We start from the raw sequence: 22,359 nt of genomic DNA, 5'->3' as shown, positions 1-22,359 counted from the left end.
GATTGGCGAAGGAGAAAGATGGCTGGGGAACCTGGACTCGAACCAGGACTAGCGGAGTCAGAGTCCGCGGGTCTACCATTAACCTATTCCCCAGCAGGGCTATGTAAGGGGTGATTTTTGTTCGGTACAAAATTATTGGACCGAAGTTCACCAAAGCCTGCAAAGCAGGTGAAGGCTGGCTGGGGAACCTGGATTCGAACCAGGACTGACGGAGTCAGAGTCCGTAGGTCTACCGTTAACCTATTCCCCAACAGAGCCTTGAACGCCGTGTGGCGTGGGGCGCTATTTATAAAACCGGTGGCACTTTGGCAAGACCTTTTTTCCCCGCCATGTGGTCAGATGCACATGCCTATGTGTTAAATGCATACGGGATTTGCCTTGTGCAACATTGTCGGTAAACTCATATGGATGATTCGCAAGACCGTCATATAAATGTCGTCTTGATGTGATCATTGAATTGGCATGTAACAGACAAGGCAGGTTTACAAAGGTGAAACAGGTATCTCCCCATAGCGACACGCACAGGGCTATCCGCCCTGACGGCGGTGCTGCCATGGTCGGAAGTGCCGTAATGGATGCGCCGTCTGCGGCGGCATCTTCAGGTCTGTCTGGTGACAGTCTGGTTGCCGAACGCCCTGTAACTGCCGCGACCAGCCATCCGCCACTTTATGCCGCCATTGATCTGGGCAGTTCGAACTGCCGTTTGCTGGTTGCCCGCCCGTGCAATGACGGGTTCAAGGTGATCGATGCATTTTCACGTGTTGTGCGCCTTGGCGAAGGTGTGCGTGAAAAGGGTTATCTGTGCCAGGCGGCCATGGATCGCGCGATTGACGCGTTAAAGGTCTGTTCGAAAAAACTGCGCAAGCATCCCGGTGCAAAACTGCATGCAGTGGCGACAGAAGCCTGTCGGACGGCCAAAAATCGCGATGAATTCGTCCGGAAGGTTTTTGACGAAACTGGTATTGAACTTAAAATCATCAATCCGGACGAAGAAAGCCGTTTGGCACTTCAGGCCTGTTCGGCTTTGCTTGATGAACGTCCCTATGCCGTGGTGTTTGATATCGGCGGCGGCAGCACCGAAATTTGCTGGATCAAGGTTGATAACATGGGCCAGACCCAGTGCATCGAAACGCTTTCGATGCCGTGTGGGGTTCTGTGCCTGACCGAACGTTATGCCGGGATCGAGCAGCGTCGTGAACGGTTTGAAGCGATGCGCACCGAAATCCGTGACCGCCTGCGCGATTTTGCCAGCCGCAATTGCTGTTCGGATATTCTTGATGACGGCAAGGTGCAGATGGTTGGTACATCGGGCACCGTGACCACATTCTGCGGTATTGCGCTTGGCCTTGAACGGTACGAACGTCACAAGGTCGATGGATCGGATTTGCGGTTCGATGATGCGGAACGCGTCACCGAATTGCTGCTGCGCATGGAAGCCGACAAACGTAAAGGCCATCCCTGCATCGGGAACCAGCGGGCCGAATTGATGGATGCGGGAGCGGCGATCTTTGCCGCGATTCGCGATATCTGGCCGCTGGCGACGCTAAAAGTTGCCGATCGTGGCCTGCGTGAGGGAATATTGGTCGATTTGATGCGCGCAGACGGTCATGCTATTGACCCATGCGATGCGCGACGTCATACAGTGTCCCATATTTCGGCCAATCCATGATCGGCGTCATGCCATCGGATCGTACTGGCCTTTAACACGTTTCAGTTCAGGTAAAGAACATGACCGACAATAGCAGCGGAAAAGGCGGGACGCGCCGCCGCAAGGGTTCAGCCATTGCCGCGATCGATACCGGCGCTCGGCGCGGGCTGCGGACGCGCGTCAAAAGTGCCAAGGGACGCAAGATTTCTTCGACCCGCTGGCTCGACCGGCAACTTAACGATCCCTATGTGCAGGAAGCCAAGCGCCTTGGCTATCGGTCGCGCGCGGCCTTCAAGCTGATTGAAATCAACAACCAGTTCGACTTGCTGCGTCCGGGCATGCGTATTGTCGATCTTGGGGCAGCGCCGGGCGGCTGGACACAGGTTGCGGTTGACATGGTCGGTTCAAAACAGGGACGTGGTCAGGTCGTCGGGCTTGATATTCTGGAATGGGAAGGTCTTTCCGGCGCAACCTGTTTGCAGGCGGACTTCCTTGATCCGGCGGCGCCTGACATGATCAAGCAGGCTCTTGACGGGCCGGTTGATGCCGTGATTTCCGATATGTCGCCCGAAACCACCGGCCATCGCCAGACCGACCATATCCGTATTATCGATCTGGTCGAGCATGCCCTGCTGTTTGCCGAGGAGGTCCTTGCACCGGGGGGGATTTTCATCGCCAAGGTGTTCAAGGGCGGTACGGAAAACGACCTTTTGAACCGGGTTAAAAAGAACTTCCGCGTTTCCAAGCATGCCAAGCCGCCGGCGTCGCGCCCGGAAAGCCCGGAAGCTTATCTGATCGCCACCGGATTCCGCGGGCAGAACAATGCCGCAGATGACATTGCCAATGCAGAGTTGCGCGAAGACGACGGCTGGTCGCCGGTCGGCTAAGTTCATGAAAAGGCAAAATGCAAAGCGCGCCACAAGATCGGCGCGCTTTTTTATTTGCAAAAATTCATATCCGTACCGTCGGGGTTGTGTCGGCTGCGAAATATTCATGAACCCGATTGCGCTAAGTCAAGAAGTACCCTGCTGGCATAATCTATACATTGGTCTAGAAAATAGTCTCCGTACCGGATGAAACTGACGCAAAACTGCGCGCCCCGGGCGGGGTTTCGCTATGTCAGGATCGGTTGTGGGACCATTGATCCGCAAACGGGGTGCAATTCATGAAACAGGATCAGCTTTTTCTGACCGGTGTTGAACGTCATTTTGGCGATAATGAAATTATCGTCAGCAAGACCGACACCAAGGGACGTATTACTTACGCAAATGATGTCTTTCTGCGGGTCGCAGGATATCGTGAAAAGGATATTCTGGGCCAGCCGCACAGCATTATCCGCCATCCCGACATGCCGCGCTGCGTGTTCGCCTTACTGTGGGACACGATTTCCAAGGGGCGCGAGATTTTCGCCTATGTGATCAATCGCTCGGCAAACGGGGATCATTACTGGGTGCTGGCCAATGTCACGCCGACCTTCGGACCAAGCGGCAACATCATTGGCTATCATTCAAACCGTCGGGTGCCGCGCCGCGACGCGGTCGAACAGGTTATTCCGCTTTATGCCGATCTTCGTGCCGAAGAAGAACGCGAACGCAATCGCAAGGACGGTATGGCGCGCAGTACACAGAAACTTGGCAACCTCCTGGGGCAGGCAGGCATCGACTATGATCAGTTTGTTTTCACTCTCTAATCTGCGACGGATTTTGATTTCTGGACTGGTACTGGCCTTTGGGTTGATCGGCGCCCTTCTGTCGGCACCAAACCATGCACCGCTTGTTTCCGCGATTGCGATTATCGGTCTTCTGGTTCTGGCTTTGATTGGCTCGATTGCCATTACCCGCCACAAGCGGATCATTGATGAACTGCACGATATCGTTCATGACGCTGCTGATGGAAAAATGGGTGTCCGGGTCAATAATCGTCAAACGCACGGTTATCTTGCCCCCTTGCAAAATGCGGTGAACCAGTTGCTTGATCTGACCGAGGCGTTCGCCAAGGAAGCCGCTGGCGCTATGGGCCATGCGTCGCGCGGATCCTATTATCGTAAGATCCTGCCAAGGGGACTGCGGGGTGATCTGATCGGCTATGCCGGGACGGTCAATGCGGCCCTTGATGCCATGCATGAAAAGACCAGGAGCTTCAGCTACAGTGCTGGGCGCATCGGTGATGATATTCAGTCGGTGGTTGGTTCGGTTTCCAACAGTGCAAAACAGCTAAGCGACAGTTCTGATTTCCTGTCCCGGCAGGTTCGCCGCATTGCCGAACAGGCCAACGATATGCGCGTTGCTGCTGACGACAGCACTGACGCCCTGAACGGCATCGCGGTTGCCACCGAACAATTCAGTGCATCCATCCGTCAGATCGGTGCACAGATCAATGGTTCGGCCGAACTGGCCGAGGCAGCGGTCAGCCGGGCCCGTGTTGCCGATAATCACATCACGCGTCTTGATGACATGGCGCTTCGTGTGACCAAGGTGGTTGAACTGATCACTGATGTCGCTGATCAGACCAATCTTCTGGCGCTGAACGCCACCATCGAGGCCGCCCGTGCGGGTGAAGCAGGCAAGGGGTTTGCCGTGGTCGCGACCGAAGTCAAAAACCTGGCGTCCCAGACATCGCGTGCAGCTGAACAGGTGATCGGCGAAATCGGTGAAATGCAGGCAATGACCCGCGAGGCGGTTTCATCTGTGCGCGAGATCAATGAAAAGATCAGCGAGATTGATAGTGGTGCCCGTCTGGTTGCCGAGGCCGCCCGCGAACAGACCGAAGTTGTCGGTGCGATCAGTGACCGGATCGATCAGGCGGTTCGACGGATGCAGACCATTGCGGCGATCCTCGCCGACGTCGCCAGCGGCACGACCGAGTCCGGTTCTGTCGTCCTGCAACTTCATAGCGAGGCGACAAATCTTCTGGGGCAGGCCGATTCACTTGATGGTGATGTACGCCGGTTTATCGACAAGGTGTTGAAGGTTCCGGATGCTGCGCCCGCGTAAAACAGGGGCAGGGCGGCTTTCGCTATTGCGGCAAAAGCTTGCTATACCTTGCAAAACAGCAGCATGATCCGGGCATGAAAAAGGGGCTGCGCCAGATAGCAGCCCCATCTACCAGTTTCTAACGGAACTGTCCGGATAATGCAGCAATAAAATAACAGGGCTGCTATGGCCGCAGAAAACTTGGCATAAAGGCCATAACGTGTATAAGTTCCGCGCCAACTCAGATTAACGAGGTGGCCCCGTATGACCCGCATTGCAGAAGCCCTGACGTTTGACGACGTTTTGATCAAACCCGCCGCCAGCGAAGTGCTGCCGGCACAGGTGCAGACCAACACCCGCATTACCAAAAATATCGACCTGCGCATTCCGCTTCTGTCGTCCGCAATGGACACGGTGACCGAAAGCCCGATGGCGATTGTTATGGCGCAGCATGGTGGTATGGGGGTCATTCACAAGAACCTCGATATCGCACAGCAGGCCGAAGAAGTTCGCCGCGTAAAGAAATTTGAATCAGGTATGGTCGTCAACCCGATCACCATTCACCCGGATCAGACGCTGGCCGATGCGCTGGACCTGATGGACATCAACCACATTTCCGGTATTCCGGTTGTCGAACGCGCCAGCAACAAGCTGGTCGGCATTCTGACCAACCGTGATGTGCGTTTTGCCTCCAACCGTTCGCAGCCGGTTTCCGAACTGATGACCCACGAAAATCTGGTCACGGTGACGGAAAACGTCGACACCGAAGAAGCCAAGAAACTTCTGCATCAGCACCGCATTGAAAAGCTTCTTGTGGTTGACGAAGCCTATCGCTGCACCGGCCTGATTACGGTCAAGGATATCGAAAAAGCCAAACTGCACCCGAATGCTTGCAAGGACGAAAGCGGTCGCCTGCGTGTTGCGGCGGCAACCGGTGTTGGCGAAAGCGGCTTTGAACGTGCGATGGCACTGGTCGAAGCCGGTGTTGACGTACTGGTCATCGATACCGCGCACGGCCATTCGGCCGGTGTGATCAAGGCTGTCGAATATATCAAATCAAAAGTCGGCAATACCCAGATCATCGCCGGTAACGTTGCCACCCCCGAAGCCGTCAAGGCACTGGCCGAAGCCGGTGCGGACGCGGTCAAGGTCGGCATCGGCCCGGGTTCGATCTGCACCACCCGTATTGTCGCCGGTGTCGGTGTTCCGCAATTGACCGCCATCCTTGAATGCGCGGAAATCGGTCACAAGCTTGACGTTCCGATCATCGCCGATGGCGGTATCAAGTTTTCGGGCGACATTGCCAAGGCAATGGCTGCGGGTGCCAGCACCTGCATGGTTGGCTCGCTTCTGGCCGGTACCGACGAAGCCCCGGGTGAGGTCATCCTTTATCAGGGCCGTTCGTACAAATCCTATCGCGGGATGGGCTCGGTCGGTGCCATGGCACGCGGGTCGGCAGACCGTTACTTCCAGCAGGACGTTCAGGACAATCTGAAACTTGTCCCCGAAGGCATCGAAGGTCGTGTTCCCTACAAGGGCCCGGCAGGTCAGATTATTCATCAGATGGTTGGCGGTCTTAAGGCATCGATGGGCTATACCGGTTCGGCAACGCTTGCCGATTTCCGTGAACGTGCCCAGTTCGTTCGCATCACCAATGCGGGCCTGCGCGAAAGCCATGCCCATGACGTGACCATCACCCGCGAGGCCCCGAATTACCGTCCCGGTAACTAATCGGGGCACGCTGATCAATTGGCTGGGCTGCCTTGCGCTTGTCGCTGTTGGCGAATGGCCCAACCCATGATATCAGCGGGCACAAATTTCAGGTGGCGGCAGGCAATCCTGCCGTCATCGCCTTTTTTATCGTATGGTGTTTACTTGAGTTCCCATATCGGGACAGGAACATCACACTCAGACAGGTTGGACATTCGTTTTGAAACCCGGTGCACGTATCGCGGCTGTCATTGAACTTTATGATGGCTGGACCCAGACCAGAGACGACGCAGACCGCGTCATTTCCGGCTATTTTGGCAATCGCCGTTATATCGGTGGTGGCGATCGTCGCGAAATCAGCGAACGTTTCTATAACCTGATCCGCCATCAGGCGCGTCTGGGCTGGTGGCTTGCCGAATGCGGATATGAGTTTCAGGACGGTCGTGCGCGCATGATCGCCGAACTGGTCTTGCAGGACAAACGCAAGGCCGAAGACATTTCAAGCATGTTCAATGGTGAGGAGTTCTGCCCGAACCCGCTGCATCCAGCTGAAAATCATCTGATCAACAAGCTGACCGGCAAGACGCTTGATCATGACGGCCAGCCAGGTGCGGTCAAAACCGAATTGCCGAAATGGCTTTATGCCGAACTGCTGAAACTCCATCACGAAAACCTTCCGGCTGAAATGGCGGCCTATAATCAGCCCGCCAAACTTGATCTGCGCGTTAACCGCCTTCAGGGCACGGTTGAAGACGCAATCAAATCGCTTGAAGCCGATGGCATCCACAATATCGAAAGAACGCCTTATGCGCCCAACGGCCTACGTCTGCCGCTTGGTGTGAATATGCTGGTTACGGCGGCCTACAAGGACGGCCTGATTGAAATTCAGGACGAGGCATCGCAGATTTGCGTGCGTCTGGTCGATGCCAAGCCGGGCATGCATATCCTTGATATGTGTGCGGGCGGTGGCGGCAAGACGCTTGGCATGGCATCCGACATGCGCGGCAAGGGTCGTATCCTTGCCTGCGATACCCATGGCGGGCGTCTGGATAATTCGCGCAAACGTGCCAAACGTGCCGGTGCAGGTGATTGCATTCAGCAGCGCATCATTTCCGATGAACGCGATAGCTGGCTTCGCAACAAATCCGGTTTCTTTGATCGTGTTCTGCTTGATGTTCCCTGTTCGGGGCTTGGCACCCTGCGCCGTAACCCGGCGCTGCGCTGGCGTATCGGGCAGCGCGATATTCGCACCCTGATGGCAAATCAAAGCAAGATTTTGAAGGCCGGTGCGGCAAAGGTCACCAAGGGTGGGCGCCTGATTTACGCGACCTGTTCGATCATGCCCGAAGAAAATGAACGTCTGATCGAAACCTTCATGCGTGATCGCAAGGATTTCAAACCGGTTCCGATCAGTGAAATCTGGCCCGATGCCCCGAAATCCGTTCCGGTACCGGGTGGCAAGGACAAGCCGTGGCTTCGCCTGTCGCCTAATGTTCATGGCACGGACGGTTTCTTTGTTGCGGTGTTCGAACGTACAGCCAAAGGCAAGGTGAAATAATGACAATGGCGGCCACGGTCATCGCAAACACCCCGATGTCCGATGCCGCCCTTGGTCTGCTTGCAAACTGTAAAATTGCGACAAGAAAAATGGCCCTGTCCCGAATGGGGACAGGGCCAGTTCTTTTCACAAGTGCATTTTACCGTGAACGCTATGTGAAGATTGGATCTTCCACAGATTACCCGGCCGGTTTTTTATTCCGTTTTGGGGGCAGCTTCGCCACCGGTGGTGCCGCCGTCATCCTGCGGCATCAATTCCAGCGGGCCGCTATCGTCGCCAGCATTGCCATCAAGGCCCTTCATGCCCGGAACTTCCTGATTGTCGTCCGGCAGGACGGTGTTCGGCGCTTCGCCGGTTTCGGCCGCCGGGGCATCAGGTGCCGGGGTCATGGTATCGCTGTTCTCGGTACCGGTTTCAGTGCCAAACAGCGACGCGGGGTTATTGGTCTCGGACTGGGTCATCGCGATGGCCGTTGCCGCACCGGCGACCAGAAGAAGGCCAGCGACGGCAAGCGCGATTTTACTGCCTTTGTTCTGTGTCATTTGTCTGTGTCCCTTTGCATGGTCAAACTTGATTTGCTCATGATTTCTAATTCTGTCGGACGCGGTTATCTCCGTGCTCCGTTGGAAATCAAGTTACAGACGCATTGCGCAGGAAAAAGGGACCAATTGTGCTCTTTTCGGGGGCGTTCCGGCAGGAAAAGGCCGCAATTGTCCCCAAATGCCGGAATTCGGCATCAGAATTTCATGAATGCATCCCAAGGTAACCGTTTGCGCCGGGTTGCCGAGACGGATGGTTTGGCGTATGTACGGCGCAACCCCATACTCGACGGAGATACGGCCCGATGACAGATCGCGTGCTGATTATTGATTTTGGATCGCAGGTCACCCAGCTGATTGCACGCCGCGTGCGCGAAAGCGGTGTATATAGCGAAATCCACCCCTTCAACAATGTCTCGGATGCTTTCCTTGACGAATACGCGCCCAAGGCAGTGATCCTGTCAGGTGGCCCGGCATCGGTCCATTGGGATAAGGCACCCTCGGCCCCGGCAAAGGTCTTTGAACTTGGCGTGCCGGTGCTTGGCATCTGCTATGGTCAGCAAACCATGGTCAACCAGCTTGGCGGCAAGGTCGCAACGTCCGATCACCGTGAATTCGGTCGTGCCTTTGTCGATGTCATCGAAGACTGCGCGCTGTTCACCGGCATCTGGGCCGAAGGTGCCCGCGAACAGGTCTGGATGAGCCACGGCGACCGTGTCGATGCGCTTCCTGACGGGTTCCGCGTTGTTGGCAAATCTGAAGGCGCACCGTTTGCCGCCATCGCCAATGACGACAAGAAATTCTACGCCGTGCAGTTCCATCCCGAAGTGGTCCACACCCCGCATGGCGCGCAGCTGCTTAAGAACTTCACCCACGGTGTTGCCGGTTGCTCTGGCGACTGGACGATGAATGCCTATAAAGACGACGCCATTGCCAAAATCCGCAAACAGGTCGGTGACGGCAAGGTCATTTGTGGTCTTTCGGGTGGCGTTGACAGCTCCGTCACCGCAGTTCTGATCCACGAAGCGATTGGCGATCAACTGACTTGCGTGTTTGTCGATCATGGTTTCATGCGCTCGGGCGAAGCCGACCAGGTCGTCACCCTGTTCCGTGACCATTACAACATTCCGCTGGTCCATGTTGATGCGTCCGAAACCTTCATTGGTGCGATCGAAGGCGAAATCGATCCGGAAACCAAACGCAAAACCATTGGCCGCCTGTTCATCGAAGTGTTCGAAGAAGAAGCCAAGAAAATTGGTGGCGCCGATTTCCTTGCACAGGGGACCCTTTACCCGGACGTCATCGAAAGCGTGTCTTTCACCGGCGGCCCGTCGGTCACCATCAAGTCGCATCACAATGTCGGTGGCCTTCCGGAACGCATGAACATGCAACTGGTCGAACCGCTGCGTGAACTGTTCAAGGACGAAGTCCGTGACCTTGGCCGTGAACTGGGCCTGCCCGACAGCTTTGTCGGCCGTCATCCGTTCCCAGGGCCGGGCCTTGCCATCCGCATCCCCGGCCAGCCGATTACGCGTGAAAAGCTCGATATCCTGCGCAAGGCCGATGCGATCTATCTCGAAGAAATCCGCAATGCCGGTCTCTATGACGCCATCTGGCAGGCCTTTGCAGTACTGCTGCCGGTCCGGACCGTTGGCGTGATGGGCGATGGTCGTACCTATGACTATGCCTGTGCGTTGCGTGCTGTCACCTCGACCGACGGCATGACCGCCGATTTCTTCGCCTTCCCTCCGGAACTGCTTGGCCGTATCGCCAACCGGATCATCAACGAGGTCAACGGTATCAACCGCGTCACCTATGACTATACCTCGAAACCACCGGGAACGATTGAGTGGGAATAAGTTTTCCGATTATCGGAGACAACAAACGGCGCGTCCATTGGGCGCGCCGTTTTGTTTTGTGATAGAGTTCACGTCAAAATTGCATTAATTATATCTAATAAAATTCTGGGATTGGGAGGCCCTATGTTTTCCGAGATTATCGCTCAGGCAGCAGAGCTCAAAAATGCGGCAGATCAGATGATAACTGCATTGCAGGATGCTACTGCAAATGATGGATCACAGTTGATTTCGGGCGATATTGTTTTTGGTGAACAAACTCTGGGTGACGTTTATTCGAACATTACATCGGTTGTTGAGCTATCGTCGTCCCTTCCAGCAAAAGCATCGGGTCCTCCTTTTCCGAGAAGAAGTATCGGTGCAGTGGTAACCAATTTGCAAAGTGCAGTAACAGAATGCACTAATATCGTCTCAGATGTGAGTTGGGTGAAGCAGCAAGGTTTTACTTCGGTAGACGAAAACGTAGCAATTATGCGCACGGCAAATGGGCAGAACCGTGATCTGCGTGGACGGTTTCAAAATATCGTTAAGTATCTTGAGGCAACGACTGAACATTTGTTGTTGTTGAAGCTTGCTTTCGGCGGCCAGTCAGAAAATCCATTCTCAGGGTTGAGGCATAGCATTAAAAAAATGCTCGCGGAATTGGATGAAGCAAAACGTGAAGTGAGCAGTATAAAGCGAGTTGCTAAAGGAGAGGCTACGAAAGCTTCAACGTCAAGCATCGGAGCGGCAAGTGCCTTGGCTGAAGTTCAAAAAGCCCATGCGGAACTCTCTGGAATTTTGACTGACTGGCAATCAAAGTCTGACGAAGTTGAAAACCTGTTGCAGAGAGTGCGGACTAATGAGCAGCAAGCTACTGAGCTAGGGGGAAGAATTTCGGCATTTGATCCTGATTTTGAAGGGTTCAAACTTAACTTAAGGGAAGTTCAAGATACGCTCGTTGCAGAAAAAGAAGCAGTTGAGAAGTTCCTTGAGGATAATCGATCCGAGCTCGAGTCATTGGTGAAAAATGCCATGGAAGTTCGGAAGGAGCATGAAGAAATTGATGAACAGAGCAGAAAATTGCTCGGGCTCGCTACCTCTGCGGGATTAGCAAATAGCTACGCTGCTGCTCGAAAAAACCTGGACGGACCAATTTCAGTTGTACGGTGGGAGTTCTACGGATCAATAATATTTCTTTTTGTTTCCGTACTTTGTGTTTTCAACGCGTTACCATTCGTAAACGGCTATATCCAGTTTCCAAGCTTCGTAACGGGAGATACTACGGATTTCGGTGTCGCTGCGTTGCAATTTCTTGGTGCAATCTCGGTCCGAATTTTTGTGTTATTACCTTCGTTGTTCTTGTTGGGGTTTGCGAGTAGTCGGCATCGCCAACTATTCACCTTACAAGAGAGTTATAGACACAAAGAAACACTGGCGGCATCTGTGGCTTCCTTTAAAGAGCAGGCAGGCGAAAACTACGAGAGTGCGATTGCAGCAGCGGCATTCGAGGCGCTAATCCCAGATGCAACGGAAATTGATCCTAAGCGTCAAAATGTTGATCAAGGTGGATCAGGACCGCTATCTCGGTGGCTTCGTCGAAATATTCGAGATGCTGTTCGAGATATGCGAGTGATGCGGAATGGTGAAGATTGAAGATACTCAGTTTTTGGTAGGCCCATCCGACCCGCAATCGCCTGTGGAGTTACACGCATTTGACAGCACCTGCTGAACACTGCGCTGCCAGTTAAAGGTCAGGCAGGAGGACAGCGACAGGGTCGCAAATAGTGCGGCGATAAGGGCAAGGTGGCGCATGGTGGCCCCCGTTTCCTTCGGATGGTTCAAGCCGGTATCAGGCGACGACATTGTACCAAAACCCGGTCGCAATGTCGTCGGTACAGGGGTTGCGCGGCGAAGCCCGCAATCAGATCTTTTTGACGAATTCGGATTTAAGCTTCATCGGGCCAAATCCGTCGATCTTGCAATCGATATTGTGGTCGCCTTCGACAAGGCGGATATTCTTGACCTTGGTGCCGACCTTAAGTGGCTGTGACGCACCCTTGACCTTCAGATCCTTGATGATCGAAACCGTATCGCCATCAGCAAGGATATTGCCATTGGCATCCTTGTATTCGGTTTCGTCTCCGCCTGCTGCGGTTTGCTGCGACCATTCATGGGCGCATTCCGGGCAAATCAGCAATTCGCCATCTTCGTAGGTATAGGGCGACTGGCATTTGGGGCAGGGGGGCAACGTGCTCACGGCAAATCCTTGGGTAAAAGCGTTAAGTCATGACCTTACCCGTTCCGGTCTGGCCGCCTATCTCGTAACGCCCGAATTCCTGATTGTCGAGAGATTGCGCCAATATTAGGTCCCAAATAATTGCAAGGCAAAGATCAGCATCGCAAACAGGCTGACAAAATAGGCAATGGAGCGCACACCATTGATGCCCGGAAGGCGGGTAATCCCGGCAAAGTAGAACCCGGCATGGGCAAAGCGGGCGATGGTAAAGACAACCGCGCAAGCCACGGTGACAGTGTTTGAAATACCGATGGCGTACGCGACCAGAATGATGATCGCAAACGGCACCAGATTTTCAAGATGGTTCTGATGGGCACGAAGGCCGCGGGCGGCCAGTCCCTGCCGTTCGGGCAGGTTATCACGATTGCCCATCAGGCGTTTGCCGCCGACCTGCCTGCCATAGGACCAGTTGTAAACCCAGGGAAATGCAAGGCAGAAAAGAGCATTAAGGACGAGAAGGGCAAGTTCAATTGGCAAGGAAATACCTTTGAGTGAGGGTGTTTCCCTGCCATACGCAGGAACAAGGGAAAGCGATCACACTTTTGCGCAATGGGGTTTGCACATTCATCCAAAGGTGATCGCACTTAAAGTGTTTATTCCTCGGCAGCCTTGCGAAGGGCCGGGAGCCCGACACCGGCCGTTTCAAATCCGCCATCGGCGGCGATTACCTGGCCCGTAACGTAGCTTGCCTTGTCGGAGCATAGAAACGCAATCACTTCGGCGATTTCGCGTTCGCTGCCATACCGGCCAAGCGGCATGGCATCAAGATAGGCCGATATGATTTCCGGCGAATGCACGGCCATGGCAAGCTTGGTCTTGACCGGGCCGGGGCAGACGCAATTGGCCCGAACACCAAAATCACCTAGTTCAATCGCTTGCTGTTTGGTCAGATGAATGACAGCCGCCTTCGATGTGCCATAGGCCACCCGGAGGGTCGATGCCCGAAGCCCGGAAATCGAGCCGATATTGACAATCGCGCCCTTGGTCTGCTTGAGCGCAGGGATCGCTGCCTGCGAAACAAGAAAGACCCCGTCAAGGTTGGTTTCCATGATCCGACGCCACGCGCTGAAATCGGTTTCATGGATCGGCAGGAAATCGGCAACCCCGGCATTGTTGACAACCGCATCAATCCGTCCGAACTCGGTCAGGACCTCGTCTATCATCAGATCGACCTGTTCAGGGATTGATACGTCATATTCAAATGCCTTGGCATTTGCGATATCGCGACATGCGCTGCGAAGTTCCGCGCTGTCGCGATCAATCATCGCAACCTGCCATCCCAGTTCAATAAAAAGATGTGTGGTGGCAAGTCCGATGCCGCGTGCGGCACCTGTTACGAGGGCAACCTTGTTTTCCATTCACGTCTTCCCTGATAACAGCCGTTAAACAGGCTGCCTTGTTTCTTATGAAGGACGGCCCCGTGTTGACGGGCCCGTCATGATCACAAGAGCTTACAGGTCGTCGGCAACGAATTCCAGAAGATCACCGGGTTGGCAATCAAGTTCCCGGCAAATCGCGGCGAGTGTTTCAAACCTGACCCCGCGTACCTTGCCTGATTTCAGAAGCGACAGGTTCTGTTCGCTCACCCCGACCCGCGCAGCAAGGTCCTTGGATTTCATCTTTCGCAGGGCAAGCATCACGTCAAGACGGATAATGATCGCCATCAGACGAAGCTCCTGTTCTCGTCCTCGATCCGGGTGGCTTCTCCCAATACCCACGCAATCACCAGAAGCAATCCACCGAGAAACAGGGTGCTGGCCTCGGCATCGCTGAGCCCGATTGACAGCATCCGTTCGCCTTCGGGGCGGGTTATGGTCGCCAGCACGGATGTCAGTGCGCCTGAAAGCGGCTTGATCAGCGTTTGCGCCATAAGGGCCACGGAAAATGCTTTGAGATGGGCAATCGGGGCAGGCTGGAAAATATGGTTTTCGGCAAAGGACAGGAACATCTTGCGCAACCGCCAAAGCCCATAGGCCATAACAAGTGTCGGCAGCATCATCGATGCCATCACGGCATATTTCTGCCAGCCGGAAAGGGCGCGCAATTCTTCGAGGCTTATGGTCATCTGACTGGCGCTGGTATCAACCCAGCCATCCACATGCCATATCAGCGGCACGAGGCAGATTTCAAAGACAACACCGATAAGGCATACCCAGCCAAGAATGCGGCTGACGGTGCGGACATTTTTTAAGGTATCGGACATGGCGGGGCTCCATCCGGAAGCATTCGGGTGACATTAAAATGACGAATCGTATTTATTAATTAAAATAAAAAATGAATTTTTTAACGATAAGAGTCAATTCTGTTTTTTGCCCATAACCGGGTTTGTGCCGTTGCACGGAGGATGCCGAGCCAAAATGCAGACAAAAAAATGCAGCCGGGGCGGTTGAGAAACCCGACTGCAAAAGGAAAGGCGGGGACGGGAGGAAAACCCGCCTCAGGAAGAGAGGGAGACGAAAAAGTCTGGCTGCTTCCAGCGCGGCGTCGTTAATGCCGTTCGGAAGAGATCATCGCGTCCCAAGCTTCCTGCAAACGTTGCTTTGCTTCACGGAAACGCTGCAGGGATTCTTGCGGGATATCGTCGCTATGATCCTTTATCTCGCTCCAGGCGGCATCCATGTCATCCCACGCCTGAACAACCTCACTCGGAAGTTTTTCAAGGCCGCTATCGGATTCTCTGCAATGTGCAGTAAGGCCGAATTCCCAATCCTTGAATTCCTGATGGAGCTTGGCGTGCTCCGGAATGGGGCGGGCTGTCATGGGAGCCTCCTTTTGCTTTTCCAGACAGTTTCAATCTGGCGTGTAATCGTGTCATCGATTTGCAATGAAAAGGCGATTTTGGGGCATTTTAACCACAAGGCATAAAATCCCGGGCTTACTTGCCCGTCATGTCGTTCCACGCCTTTTCAAGCTTTGCGGTTGCCTTGTGGAACTGCTCTGCAGTGGTATTGCTTGCCGCATCACCTTCGGCTTTAAGCTTTTCCCATGCCTCATTCATCTCGTTATAGGGGCCGGTAATCTCTTTGGGCAGATTTCCGACCTGCATGTCGTTTTTCGCACAGTAACCGGCCACATTCCGTTCCCAACTGTCACGGGACTGGCGCAGATTGAAAATGTCGAGTGCTGTTTGCTCTTGCATCGGTGCGTCTCCTTGCTCCGGTTGGCACTTTCGATGGTGTGTCATACCTGTAACGTTCCCTGTCGGGTGGAGTTCCATGCGCGCAAACATCAAGTCCCCTTGCCAAGTGAAGCTGGGCATGGAAAATAGGGGGATGTCACAAAGCAAAACGAAATCCCGCAAGGTCGAAATTGCCTCGGCGCGTCCCGTGATCGCCGGGGCTGAAAACGGCAACGATTGTCAGGAATGTGATACCGCGGCACGTCTTGGCCTTTCCACCGAACAGGGCGAAGCCGTAACGCGTGACGCATCACGTGCGACCGGTCATAACCTGTCGTTACCCGATATCGAGGCGGCGGCAAAAATCTTTGCGCTTCTGGGGGATGCCGGGCGGTTGCAGCTTGTTCTGCGCTGCATGGAAAAACCGCAAACCGTCGGCGAACTTGCCGAGGCATCGGGCATGTCCCAATCCCTGACCAGCCATCATCTGCGTCAGTTGCGCGATCAGCGCATTCTGGCATCGGAACGAAACGGGCGTCATATCTTCTATCAGATTGACGACGAACATATTTCCCGTGTTGTTCGCGATGTCTTTGCCCACGTCACGCACGATTAGGCATTCTGCCCCCGGGGTTCGGGGGCGGATCGACAATCGGGCGAATATGTTCGACGAATGATCACCCGGCCTGCGTGGTTTTCACATTGCACTTGCGCCAAATTACCGTCATAAACGAATGGCTTGGTTTTTCCCGCTCTGCTCGGGGTTGGGAAACGAAGAGGGAATTTGGAAAGCCGTCTGTTTGACGGCCAAAGCCAAAGCCGCCCCCGCGACTGTATGCGACGAGTGCCCGCCATCATACCACTTGCGAAAGCAGGGAAGGTCGGCGACGCATGAAGACCCGCAAGCCAGGAGACCTGCCAGGCATGGACCCGAACCGACTGTCGGGTGTGACAGCAAAGGAGATTTCTATGACCACGCAGACCGCGGCATTTGCCGCTTCGAAAAAATCCGTTCTTCTGCCGATCCTTGCTTGCGCCGTTTTCGGCCTTGCCGTTGTCTTTGTCACCGGCCACGTTCAGGCGGATCTGCTTCATGACGCGGCACACGACGTGCGCCACGCGACCGGCTTCCCCTGCCACTAAGTCATGTTCACACGCATAGTAACCAGCGCGTTGTTCGCTGGTGCTGCAGCGGGGCTTATTGCGGCCCTGCTACAGTTGTATTTTGTGCAGCCCGTTTTGCTGCATGCGGAGCTGTATGAAACCGGTGCCCTTGTGCATTTCGGCGGAGACGCGGTTAGTGCGCATCAGGATGTCGGCGGCATTGATCCGCTGCGTGACGGGCTAAGCGTCCTGTTCACGATGCTGGTCTATACCGGGTATGCACTTATACTGGTGGCGGCCATGGCCTTTGCCGAAAACCGTGGTCATGTGGTGACGGCGCGCAATGGCATCATTTGGGGTATTGCCGGTTTTGCCATAGTACATTTTGCACCGGGCTTCACCTTGGCGCCCGAGGTTCCCGGTGTTGCTGCGGCCGATGTCTATGACAGGCAAATCTGGTGGTTCGCGACTGTGGCAACCGCGGCACTTGCGGTTTGGCTGATTGCCTTTGGTCGCAACTGGCTCGCGTGGGCGGCGGCGGTTGTTTTGCTTCTGGCGCCGCATGTTATCGGTGCACCGGAACCCGATCAGTTCACCGGTCCCGTGCCAACCGAACTCGGCGCGCTGTTTGCCGCGCGTGCCTTTGGTATCGGGGCGGTCGCCTGGATATTGACCGGCTTGTTTGCCGGGCATTTCTGGCGGCGTGAAGCCGACCGGGAAGCGTAAACGCAATCACATTGATCAGGCGCGGTATATTCCGCGCCTGTTTTCTTTCATTGATTTGTCTGGATAAACGAAATGTCACGTTCACTTGCCCTTTTCGGGATCGGGCTTGTTTTTGGCGGCGGGATTGGTTTTCTGGTGGCGGCGGGAAATGGCATCACCCTTGATGGCCACGACCATTCTGATCCGCAGGCGCACGGCGGAAGTACGCATGGTGACGCACATGGCGCGATGAATATGACTGGTGCCCACGCCAGCCATGATGCCATCATTTCGCTGTCCGATGCGGTTGATGCGCCAAGCCTTGATGTTGCCATTGCGCCCGATCCGGTCAGTGGCTGGAACCTGCATCTTTTGGTGCAGAATTTCCGTTTTGTCCCCGAACATGCCAGCAGTCCCCATATCCCGGGCGAGGGGCATGCCCATGTCTATGTTAACGGCACCAAGATCGCCCGCTTGTATGGCCCGTGGCTTCATATCGCAGATCTTCCGGTGGGAGATAACGAAGTCACGGTAACGCTGACGGCCAATGATCACAGCCAGCTTGCCGTCGGTGATAAGCCGCTGCGTCAGACAATGACTGTTTCGGTTGCCCCCTAATCAAAGGGTGGGAATACGGGCCTTAAGACAAAATCGAAGACGTCCGCAGCCGCGTGCATCTTCGATCCATCCATCCGGGGCGCTCAGATACGCCCGGCAGGTGGCAATGATATCGTCAATGTCGTGACGCGCCGATAATCCGGCAAAAAGATAACTTGCCCGTCCGGCTCCCTGAAGCGCAACCGATGTCGGCTCGCTGCATGATCCCATACAGTCAATCTGTGTGATTTCAAACGCTTCGGGCAATTCCGCCTGATCAAGTGCTGTGCCTAACTGCCGCGCAAAACCATCCACATCGATAAAATCCGCCTTTGAGGCTGGTTCAGTATCGGGTGCTGGCTGGCAGGTTTTACAAATGACAATACGGGGCATCGGGCGGTCGGCCTTGGTTCTTAAATCAGGTGGTTACTATGGCCGCAGTGCTGGCGTAATTCATCAACTTTTTCGGGGCGTCGGGCATTGTGTGTGATAACATTCAAATCATGGTTTGAATGTTCTTGACTCCACGACATATGAATTGTTATTTGAATATAGCGCATGAATATAAATTTGAATGTTGGCGAGGTCCAGTATGTCCGTCATCGCAAAATGGGATCAATTCCCGGCCATTGGAAATTGTGAAAGCTGTAAGTCATCGCTGATTGCGGCTCTGAACGATGCCGTACCGGGGCAAAGCTTTGTTGCTGCTGCCGATGGATTGCACGCGCAATCCGAACTGAGTGGCAAGGAACAGGGCAAGGTTGACGATGTGCTGGCCCACCATCGTGACGGCGTTTCGCATCGTCATTGGGCCGTATCGGGCATGGATTGCGGGTCCTGCGTGGCGAAAATCGAAACCGCGCTTTCCAAACGTGATGGCGTGCAATGTGTCGATGTGTCGATGATGCGCGAAACGGTGACGCTGGGTCTTAGCGACGACAGTGCTGAAACGCGTTCCGATATCAGCAGCATGCTGACCAAACTGGGTTATCCGGCAAAGGAAAAGACAATTCCGGGGGCGGCGAAATCATCCGCAGCCGCTTGCTGCGCTGGCGGCTCCTGTGGTTCTGGCAGCCAGACTGCGACGGATAATGCCGCGTCGGAAGATACGGATGCCGATGACAAATCCCTGCTGCGCAAACTGGCCCCCTGGCCGGAAGCCGGGGACGAAATTGCATGGGCGGCGGTCTGGCTTATGCTGGGCGGGCTGGTTGGCTGGCTGGTTCCGGTCACCGATGCTTATGCCATGTCCATTGCCTCGATCATCGCGGCATTGCCGGTGATGAGAACGGCGTTCCGTCTGGCGGCAAGTGGCGCATTCTTTTCCATCGAACTGTTGATGAGTGTCGCGGTTCTTGGCGCTGTTGCAATCGGCGAAAGTCTTGAAGCCGGTATGGTCGTATTGCTGTTTGCGATTGGCGAAAGCCTTGAAGGTGTTGCCGCGGGGCGGGCACGTAGCGGTGTCAAATCGCTGATGAAACTGGCCCCGGAAACAGCACGGCGGGTTTCGACGTCTGGTAGCGGCTTTGATACGGTTGCGCCATCTGATTTGGCACTTGATGACGTGCTTGAAGTCCGCCCAGGCGAACGTATTCCGGCCGACGGTGTCCTGACCGATGGGGCCGCCGAAATTGACAATAGCCACCTGACCGGTGAATCCGTGCCCGTCCCGTCCGAACCGGGGGACGAGGTTTTTGCCGGTGCCATTATCACCGATCGGCCCGTACGTCTGCGCGTGATCCGTGCGGCCGGGCAAACCATGCTTGATCGCGTGATCGAGCTGGTAGAACAAAGCGAAAAGCACAAGGCACCGGTCGAGCGCTTCGTTGCCAAATTCGCTCGTATCTATACGCCAATCATCATGGCGCTTGCGGCCCTTACGGTCGTTGTTCCACCGGTTCTGTTCGGGCAAGGCTGGGAAGAATGGATCTATCGCGGGCTGGCCCTGCTTCTGATCGGCTGCCCATGTGCCTTGGTGATCTCCACACCGGCGGCGGTGACATCGGCCCTTGCCCGTGCATCCAGGATCGGCCTGCTGGTTAAAGGCGGTGCCGCGCTTGAGGCTATCGGGGCCGTACGCACCATGGCGTTTGATAAAACCGGCACGCTGACCGAAGGCAAGCCGAAGCTGACGGCAATGATGTCGGTGGGTGATATGGACGAGGACCGGCTGCTTGCCATTGCCGCCGCCCTTGAAACCGTAACCTCCCACCCGCTGGCAAAGGCGGTGGTCAATGCGGCGACGGACAAGAAACTTGATCTGCCGGAAATCACCAATGCGCGCACCATTGCCGGTGCCGGGGTCGAAGCCCGGATTGATGGTGCGCTTTATCGTGTGGGAGCGGCCAAGCGCCTTGATATCGAACCGGCTGCCGAAGTTGCCGATTGGCTTGCCGCACAGGAGGATGCCGGTAGCACGGCCGTTGTCGTCCTGCGTGATAACGATGTTATCGGTGCACTCGCTTTGCGGGATACCGCGCGTGCGGATGCTCAGGATGCGCTTGCCAAACTGAACGCCTTGGGCATCAGCCCGGTGATGCTGACGGGTGATGCCGAACGCGTTGCCAAACGCATGGCGGGTGAACTTGGTATGGACTACCGGGCGCAGCTTCTGCCCGAAGACAAGCTGAACATACTGGCTGATTTGCGCAATGATCCGGCACGGAAGGGGCCTATTGCCATGGTTGGTGATGGCATCAACGACGCCCCGGCGCTGAAATCGGCCGATGTCGGCATCGCAATTGGCGGGGGCACCGACATCGCCCTTGAGGCCGCCGATGCGGTGGCGGTTAAGGACCGGCTGTCGGATGTCGTCAATCTGGTAACGCTGTCCCGCACCACGCGCCGCGTGATCCGCGAAAATATCGCGCTGGCGCTGGGGCTCAAGGCTGTCTTTCTGGTCACCAGCATCACCGGTCTGACGGGACTTTGGCTGGCGGTGATGGCCGATACCGGTGCAACCGTTCTGGTGACGCTTAACAGTCTTCGCCTGCTGATCGCGTTGCGCAACCGCTGATCCCTGCGCCGGGCGAACTACTTCAGAAAATCATGGAAAGTCGGTCGCTATTGCATCTCGTGGTAGCGGCCGATTTATTTTTTGCTACCTCGCGCGTTGCGACTCCCGATCTTCTCCGTGTTCTTGTTCGCCGTTTCGCGCAGAAATACTCGGATAACGGCCTGCTCTGACAGGATGCACAGGTCATCACTTCCATAAAAGTCCGCACATCAGATCGGCCGGGTGCCGAGGTCACTACATTGCGAAAGCCAAGGAAAACTGCGGGTTTCGCAAAAGCGAATTGACATGGCTAGATTCTGGTCTCAAATTAAATCCGTAACAACGATATTAATTCCGGTATAACGGAATTGACCGGGACTCATCAAAAACGGTTGGCTCTTTTCATCAGCGGAGACAAACATGACCTTCTTAAAAACAATCGCAGTCGCGGCGCTTATGACCGCAACTGCCGGATCGGCCATTGCACAGGAAGCCAGCAAGCTTCAGCAGGTTCTTGATCGCGGTCACCTGATCTTGGGGACCGGCTCAACCAACCCGCCATGGCACTTCATTGACTCGGATAACAAGCTCAAGGGCTTTGACGTTGACATGGGTCGCCTTGTCGCCAAGGCCCTGTTTGGCGATCCCGATAAAATCGAATATGTCCAGCAGTCCGGCGATGCCCGCATCCCGAACCTTGTGACCGACAAGGTCGATCTGACCTGCCAGTTCATGACGGTGACCGCCGAACGCGCCCAGCAGATCGAATTCACGATCCCCTATTACCGTGAAGGCGTTGGTCTGTTGCAGATGGAAGGTGGCGACTACGCCGATTACGAGGCGCTCAAAGCTGCCGGATCGGACGTTACCGTTGCCGTCCTTCAGAACGTCTACGCCGAAGAAATGGTTCACGCTGCCCTGCCAGAGGCAGAAGTCGATCAGTATGACAGTGTGGATCTGATGTATCAGGCGCTAAATTCCGGGCGTGCGGATGCTGCCGCAACTGATCAGTCGGCATTGCGCTGGTTCATGGTCAAAAACCCGGGCCGTTACCATGACGCCGGATATGGCTGGAACCCGCAAAGCTATTCCTGTGGCGTGAAGCCGGGCGATCAGCGTTGGCTGAACTTCGTGAATACGGTTCTGCACGAAGGCATGACCGGTGTTGAATTCCCGTTCTACGCCGACAGCTTCAAAACCTGGTTCGGCACGGAACTGTCGGTGCCGCAGATCGGCTTCCCCGTCGAATACAAATAACCTAGCAGCATCCGGGAAGAAC

Annotated in this window: 24 protein-coding genes, 2 tRNA genes and 1 riboswitch; of the genes, 14 read left to right on the top strand and 12 right to left on the bottom strand. The window is 55.1% G+C overall.

The annotated features are described in order from the left end of the window. Positions 1-19: 19 nt before the first annotated feature. Together TH5_RS07210 and TH5_RS07205 are read right to left on the bottom strand one after the other, a co-directional pair. Positions 20-93 (bottom strand) — tRNA-Gln (locus TH5_RS07210). A gap of 83 nt (positions 94-176) precedes the next feature. Beyond that, a tRNA-Gln gene (locus tag TH5_RS07205) sits at positions 177-250 on the bottom strand. 240 nt (positions 251-490) lie between these two features. Between TH5_RS07205 and TH5_RS07200 the strand changes: the two genes are divergently transcribed. From TH5_RS07200 to TH5_RS07175, 6 genes are all read left to right on the top strand, one after another. Further along, complete coding sequence (locus TH5_RS07200) at positions 491-1,669, top strand: Ppx/GppA phosphatase family protein (protein WP_244204846.1); 1,179 nt, start codon at positions 491-493, stop codon at positions 1,667-1,669. Positions 1,670-1,728: 59 nt separating this feature from the next. Then, entirely contained in the window at positions 1,729-2,535 is an 807-nt protein-coding gene (locus tag TH5_RS07195; protein ID WP_007090790.1) for an RlmE family RNA methyltransferase, read from the top strand. A 278-nt stretch (positions 2,536-2,813) separates the two neighbouring features. Further along, positions 2,814-3,338: a PAS domain-containing protein gene (locus TH5_RS07190; protein WP_114121284.1), complete on the top strand. Its 525-nt coding sequence runs from the start codon at positions 2,814-2,816 to the stop codon at positions 3,336-3,338. Next, the gene (locus TH5_RS07185) at positions 3,313-4,641 is read left to right on the top strand and encodes a methyl-accepting chemotaxis protein (protein WP_114121283.1); all 1,329 of its coding nucleotides are present in this window, start codon (positions 3,313-3,315) and stop codon (positions 4,639-4,641) included. Before TH5_RS07190 ends, TH5_RS07185 begins: the two co-directional genes overlap by 26 nt. 243 nt (positions 4,642-4,884) lie before the next feature. Next, positions 4,885-6,351, top strand: a complete 1,467-nt coding sequence (guaB, locus tag TH5_RS07180) for an IMP dehydrogenase (RefSeq protein ID WP_114121282.1) — start codon at positions 4,885-4,887, stop codon at positions 6,349-6,351. A gap of 199 nt (positions 6,352-6,550) precedes the next feature. Continuing rightward, on the top strand, positions 6,551-7,888 hold the full coding sequence (locus TH5_RS07175) for an RsmB/NOP family class I SAM-dependent RNA methyltransferase (protein ID WP_114121281.1): 1,338 nt from the start codon (positions 6,551-6,553) through the stop codon (positions 7,886-7,888). A gap of 194 nt (positions 7,889-8,082) precedes the next feature. Here TH5_RS07175 and TH5_RS07170 read toward each other — a convergent pair whose 3' ends face one another. Further along, positions 8,083-8,430, bottom strand: a complete 348-nt coding sequence (locus tag TH5_RS07170; protein WP_114121280.1) for a hypothetical protein — start codon at positions 8,428-8,430, stop codon at positions 8,083-8,085. 302 nt (positions 8,431-8,732) lie between these two features. Here TH5_RS07170 and guaA point away from each other — a divergent pair, with 302 nt between their 5' ends. Both guaA and TH5_RS07160 read left to right on the top strand, forming a co-directional pair. Then, complete coding sequence (gene guaA / locus TH5_RS07165) at positions 8,733-10,286, top strand: glutamine-hydrolyzing GMP synthase (protein WP_114094949.1); 1,554 nt, start codon at positions 8,733-8,735, stop codon at positions 10,284-10,286. A gap of 123 nt (positions 10,287-10,409) precedes the next feature. Further along, entirely contained in the window at positions 10,410-11,918 is a 1,509-nt protein-coding gene (locus tag TH5_RS07160) for a hypothetical protein (RefSeq protein WP_114121279.1), read from the top strand. Between the two features lie 6 nt (positions 11,919-11,924). Here the strand turns inward: TH5_RS07160 and TH5_RS07155 are convergent, their stop codons facing one another. From TH5_RS07155 to TH5_RS07120, 8 genes are all read right to left on the bottom strand, one after another. Further along, positions 11,925-12,128: a hypothetical protein gene (locus TH5_RS07155; RefSeq protein WP_114121278.1), complete on the bottom strand. Its 204-nt coding sequence runs from the start codon at positions 12,126-12,128 to the stop codon at positions 11,925-11,927. A 58-nt stretch (positions 12,129-12,186) separates the two neighbouring features. Continuing rightward, positions 12,187-12,522 carry a zinc ribbon domain-containing protein YjdM gene (locus TH5_RS07150; protein ID WP_114121277.1) on the bottom strand — a complete coding sequence of 112 codons (336 nt, stop codon included), beginning with the start codon at positions 12,520-12,522 and terminating at the stop codon, positions 12,187-12,189. 105 nt (positions 12,523-12,627) lie between these two features. Next, entirely contained in the window at positions 12,628-13,038 is a 411-nt protein-coding gene (locus TH5_RS07145; RefSeq protein ID WP_114121276.1) for an MAPEG family protein, read from the bottom strand. A gap of 116 nt (positions 13,039-13,154) precedes the next feature. After that, entirely contained in the window at positions 13,155-13,919 is a 765-nt protein-coding gene (locus TH5_RS07140) for an SDR family NAD(P)-dependent oxidoreductase (RefSeq protein WP_114121275.1), read from the bottom strand. Between the two features lie 93 nt (positions 13,920-14,012). Beyond that, positions 14,013-14,225: a helix-turn-helix domain-containing protein gene (locus tag TH5_RS07135; RefSeq protein WP_114121274.1), complete on the bottom strand. Its 213-nt coding sequence runs from the start codon at positions 14,223-14,225 to the stop codon at positions 14,013-14,015. Further along, positions 14,225-14,764, bottom strand: coding sequence for a DUF2975 domain-containing protein (locus TH5_RS07130; RefSeq protein WP_114121273.1), 540 nt, complete (start codon positions 14,762-14,764; stop codon positions 14,225-14,227). Before TH5_RS07130 ends, TH5_RS07135 begins: the two co-directional genes overlap by 1 nt. A gap of 284 nt (positions 14,765-15,048) precedes the next feature. After that, positions 15,049-15,321, bottom strand: coding sequence for a hypothetical protein (locus TH5_RS07125; RefSeq protein ID WP_114121272.1), 273 nt, complete (start codon positions 15,319-15,321; stop codon positions 15,049-15,051). 115 nt (positions 15,322-15,436) lie between these two features. Further along, entirely contained in the window at positions 15,437-15,700 is a 264-nt protein-coding gene (locus TH5_RS07120) for a hypothetical protein (protein ID WP_097050780.1), read from the bottom strand. Positions 15,701-15,833: 133 nt separating this feature from the next. Between TH5_RS07120 and TH5_RS07115 the strand changes: the two genes are divergently transcribed. The 4 genes from TH5_RS07115 to TH5_RS07100 all read left to right on the top strand — a co-directional run bounded on the left by TH5_RS07115 (position 15,834) and on the right by TH5_RS07100 (position 18,106). Continuing rightward, positions 15,834-16,295, top strand: a complete 462-nt coding sequence (locus TH5_RS07115) for an ArsR/SmtB family transcription factor (protein ID WP_062952596.1) — start codon at positions 15,834-15,836, stop codon at positions 16,293-16,295. Between the two features lie 108 nt (positions 16,296-16,403). Next, positions 16,404-16,616, top strand: a riboswitch (cobalamin riboswitch). Positions 16,617-16,648: 32 nt separating this feature from the next. Next, on the top strand, positions 16,649-16,822 hold the full coding sequence (locus TH5_RS07110; protein WP_071240359.1) for a CbtB domain-containing protein: 174 nt from the start codon (positions 16,649-16,651) through the stop codon (positions 16,820-16,822). 3 nt (positions 16,823-16,825) lie between these two features. Beyond that, positions 16,826-17,509: a CbtA family protein gene (locus TH5_RS07105; protein WP_114121270.1), complete on the top strand. Its 684-nt coding sequence runs from the start codon at positions 16,826-16,828 to the stop codon at positions 17,507-17,509. Between the two features lie 72 nt (positions 17,510-17,581). After that, positions 17,582-18,106 carry a hypothetical protein gene (locus TH5_RS07100; protein ID WP_114121269.1) on the top strand — a complete coding sequence of 175 codons (525 nt, stop codon included), beginning with the start codon at positions 17,582-17,584 and terminating at the stop codon, positions 18,104-18,106. Here TH5_RS07100 and TH5_RS07095 read toward each other — a convergent pair whose 3' ends face one another. Further along, positions 18,107-18,478, bottom strand: coding sequence for a DUF1636 family protein (locus TH5_RS07095; RefSeq protein ID WP_114121268.1), 372 nt, complete (start codon positions 18,476-18,478; stop codon positions 18,107-18,109). It abuts the gene before it with no gap. A gap of 199 nt (positions 18,479-18,677) precedes the next feature. Here TH5_RS07095 and TH5_RS07090 point away from each other — a divergent pair, with 199 nt between their 5' ends. Both TH5_RS07090 and TH5_RS07085 read left to right on the top strand, forming a co-directional pair. Beyond that, positions 18,678-21,101 (top strand): heavy metal translocating P-type ATPase, encoded by a 2,424-nt coding sequence (locus TH5_RS07090; protein ID WP_114121267.1) that lies wholly within the window; start codon positions 18,678-18,680, stop codon positions 21,099-21,101. Between the two features lie 399 nt (positions 21,102-21,500). Further along, positions 21,501-22,337: a transporter substrate-binding domain-containing protein gene (locus TH5_RS07085; protein ID WP_062952591.1), complete on the top strand. Its 837-nt coding sequence runs from the start codon at positions 21,501-21,503 to the stop codon at positions 22,335-22,337. Positions 22,338-22,359 lie beyond the last annotated feature (22 nt).

It is taken from the genome of Thalassospira xianhensis MCCC 1A02616 (assembly GCF_003326475.1).
Lineage (GTDB): Bacteria > Pseudomonadota > Alphaproteobacteria > Rhodospirillales > Thalassospiraceae > Thalassospira > Thalassospira xianhensis.
The sequence above is the reverse complement of the archived record's forward strand: the minus strand, read 5'-3'. Positions and strand labels throughout refer to the sequence as shown.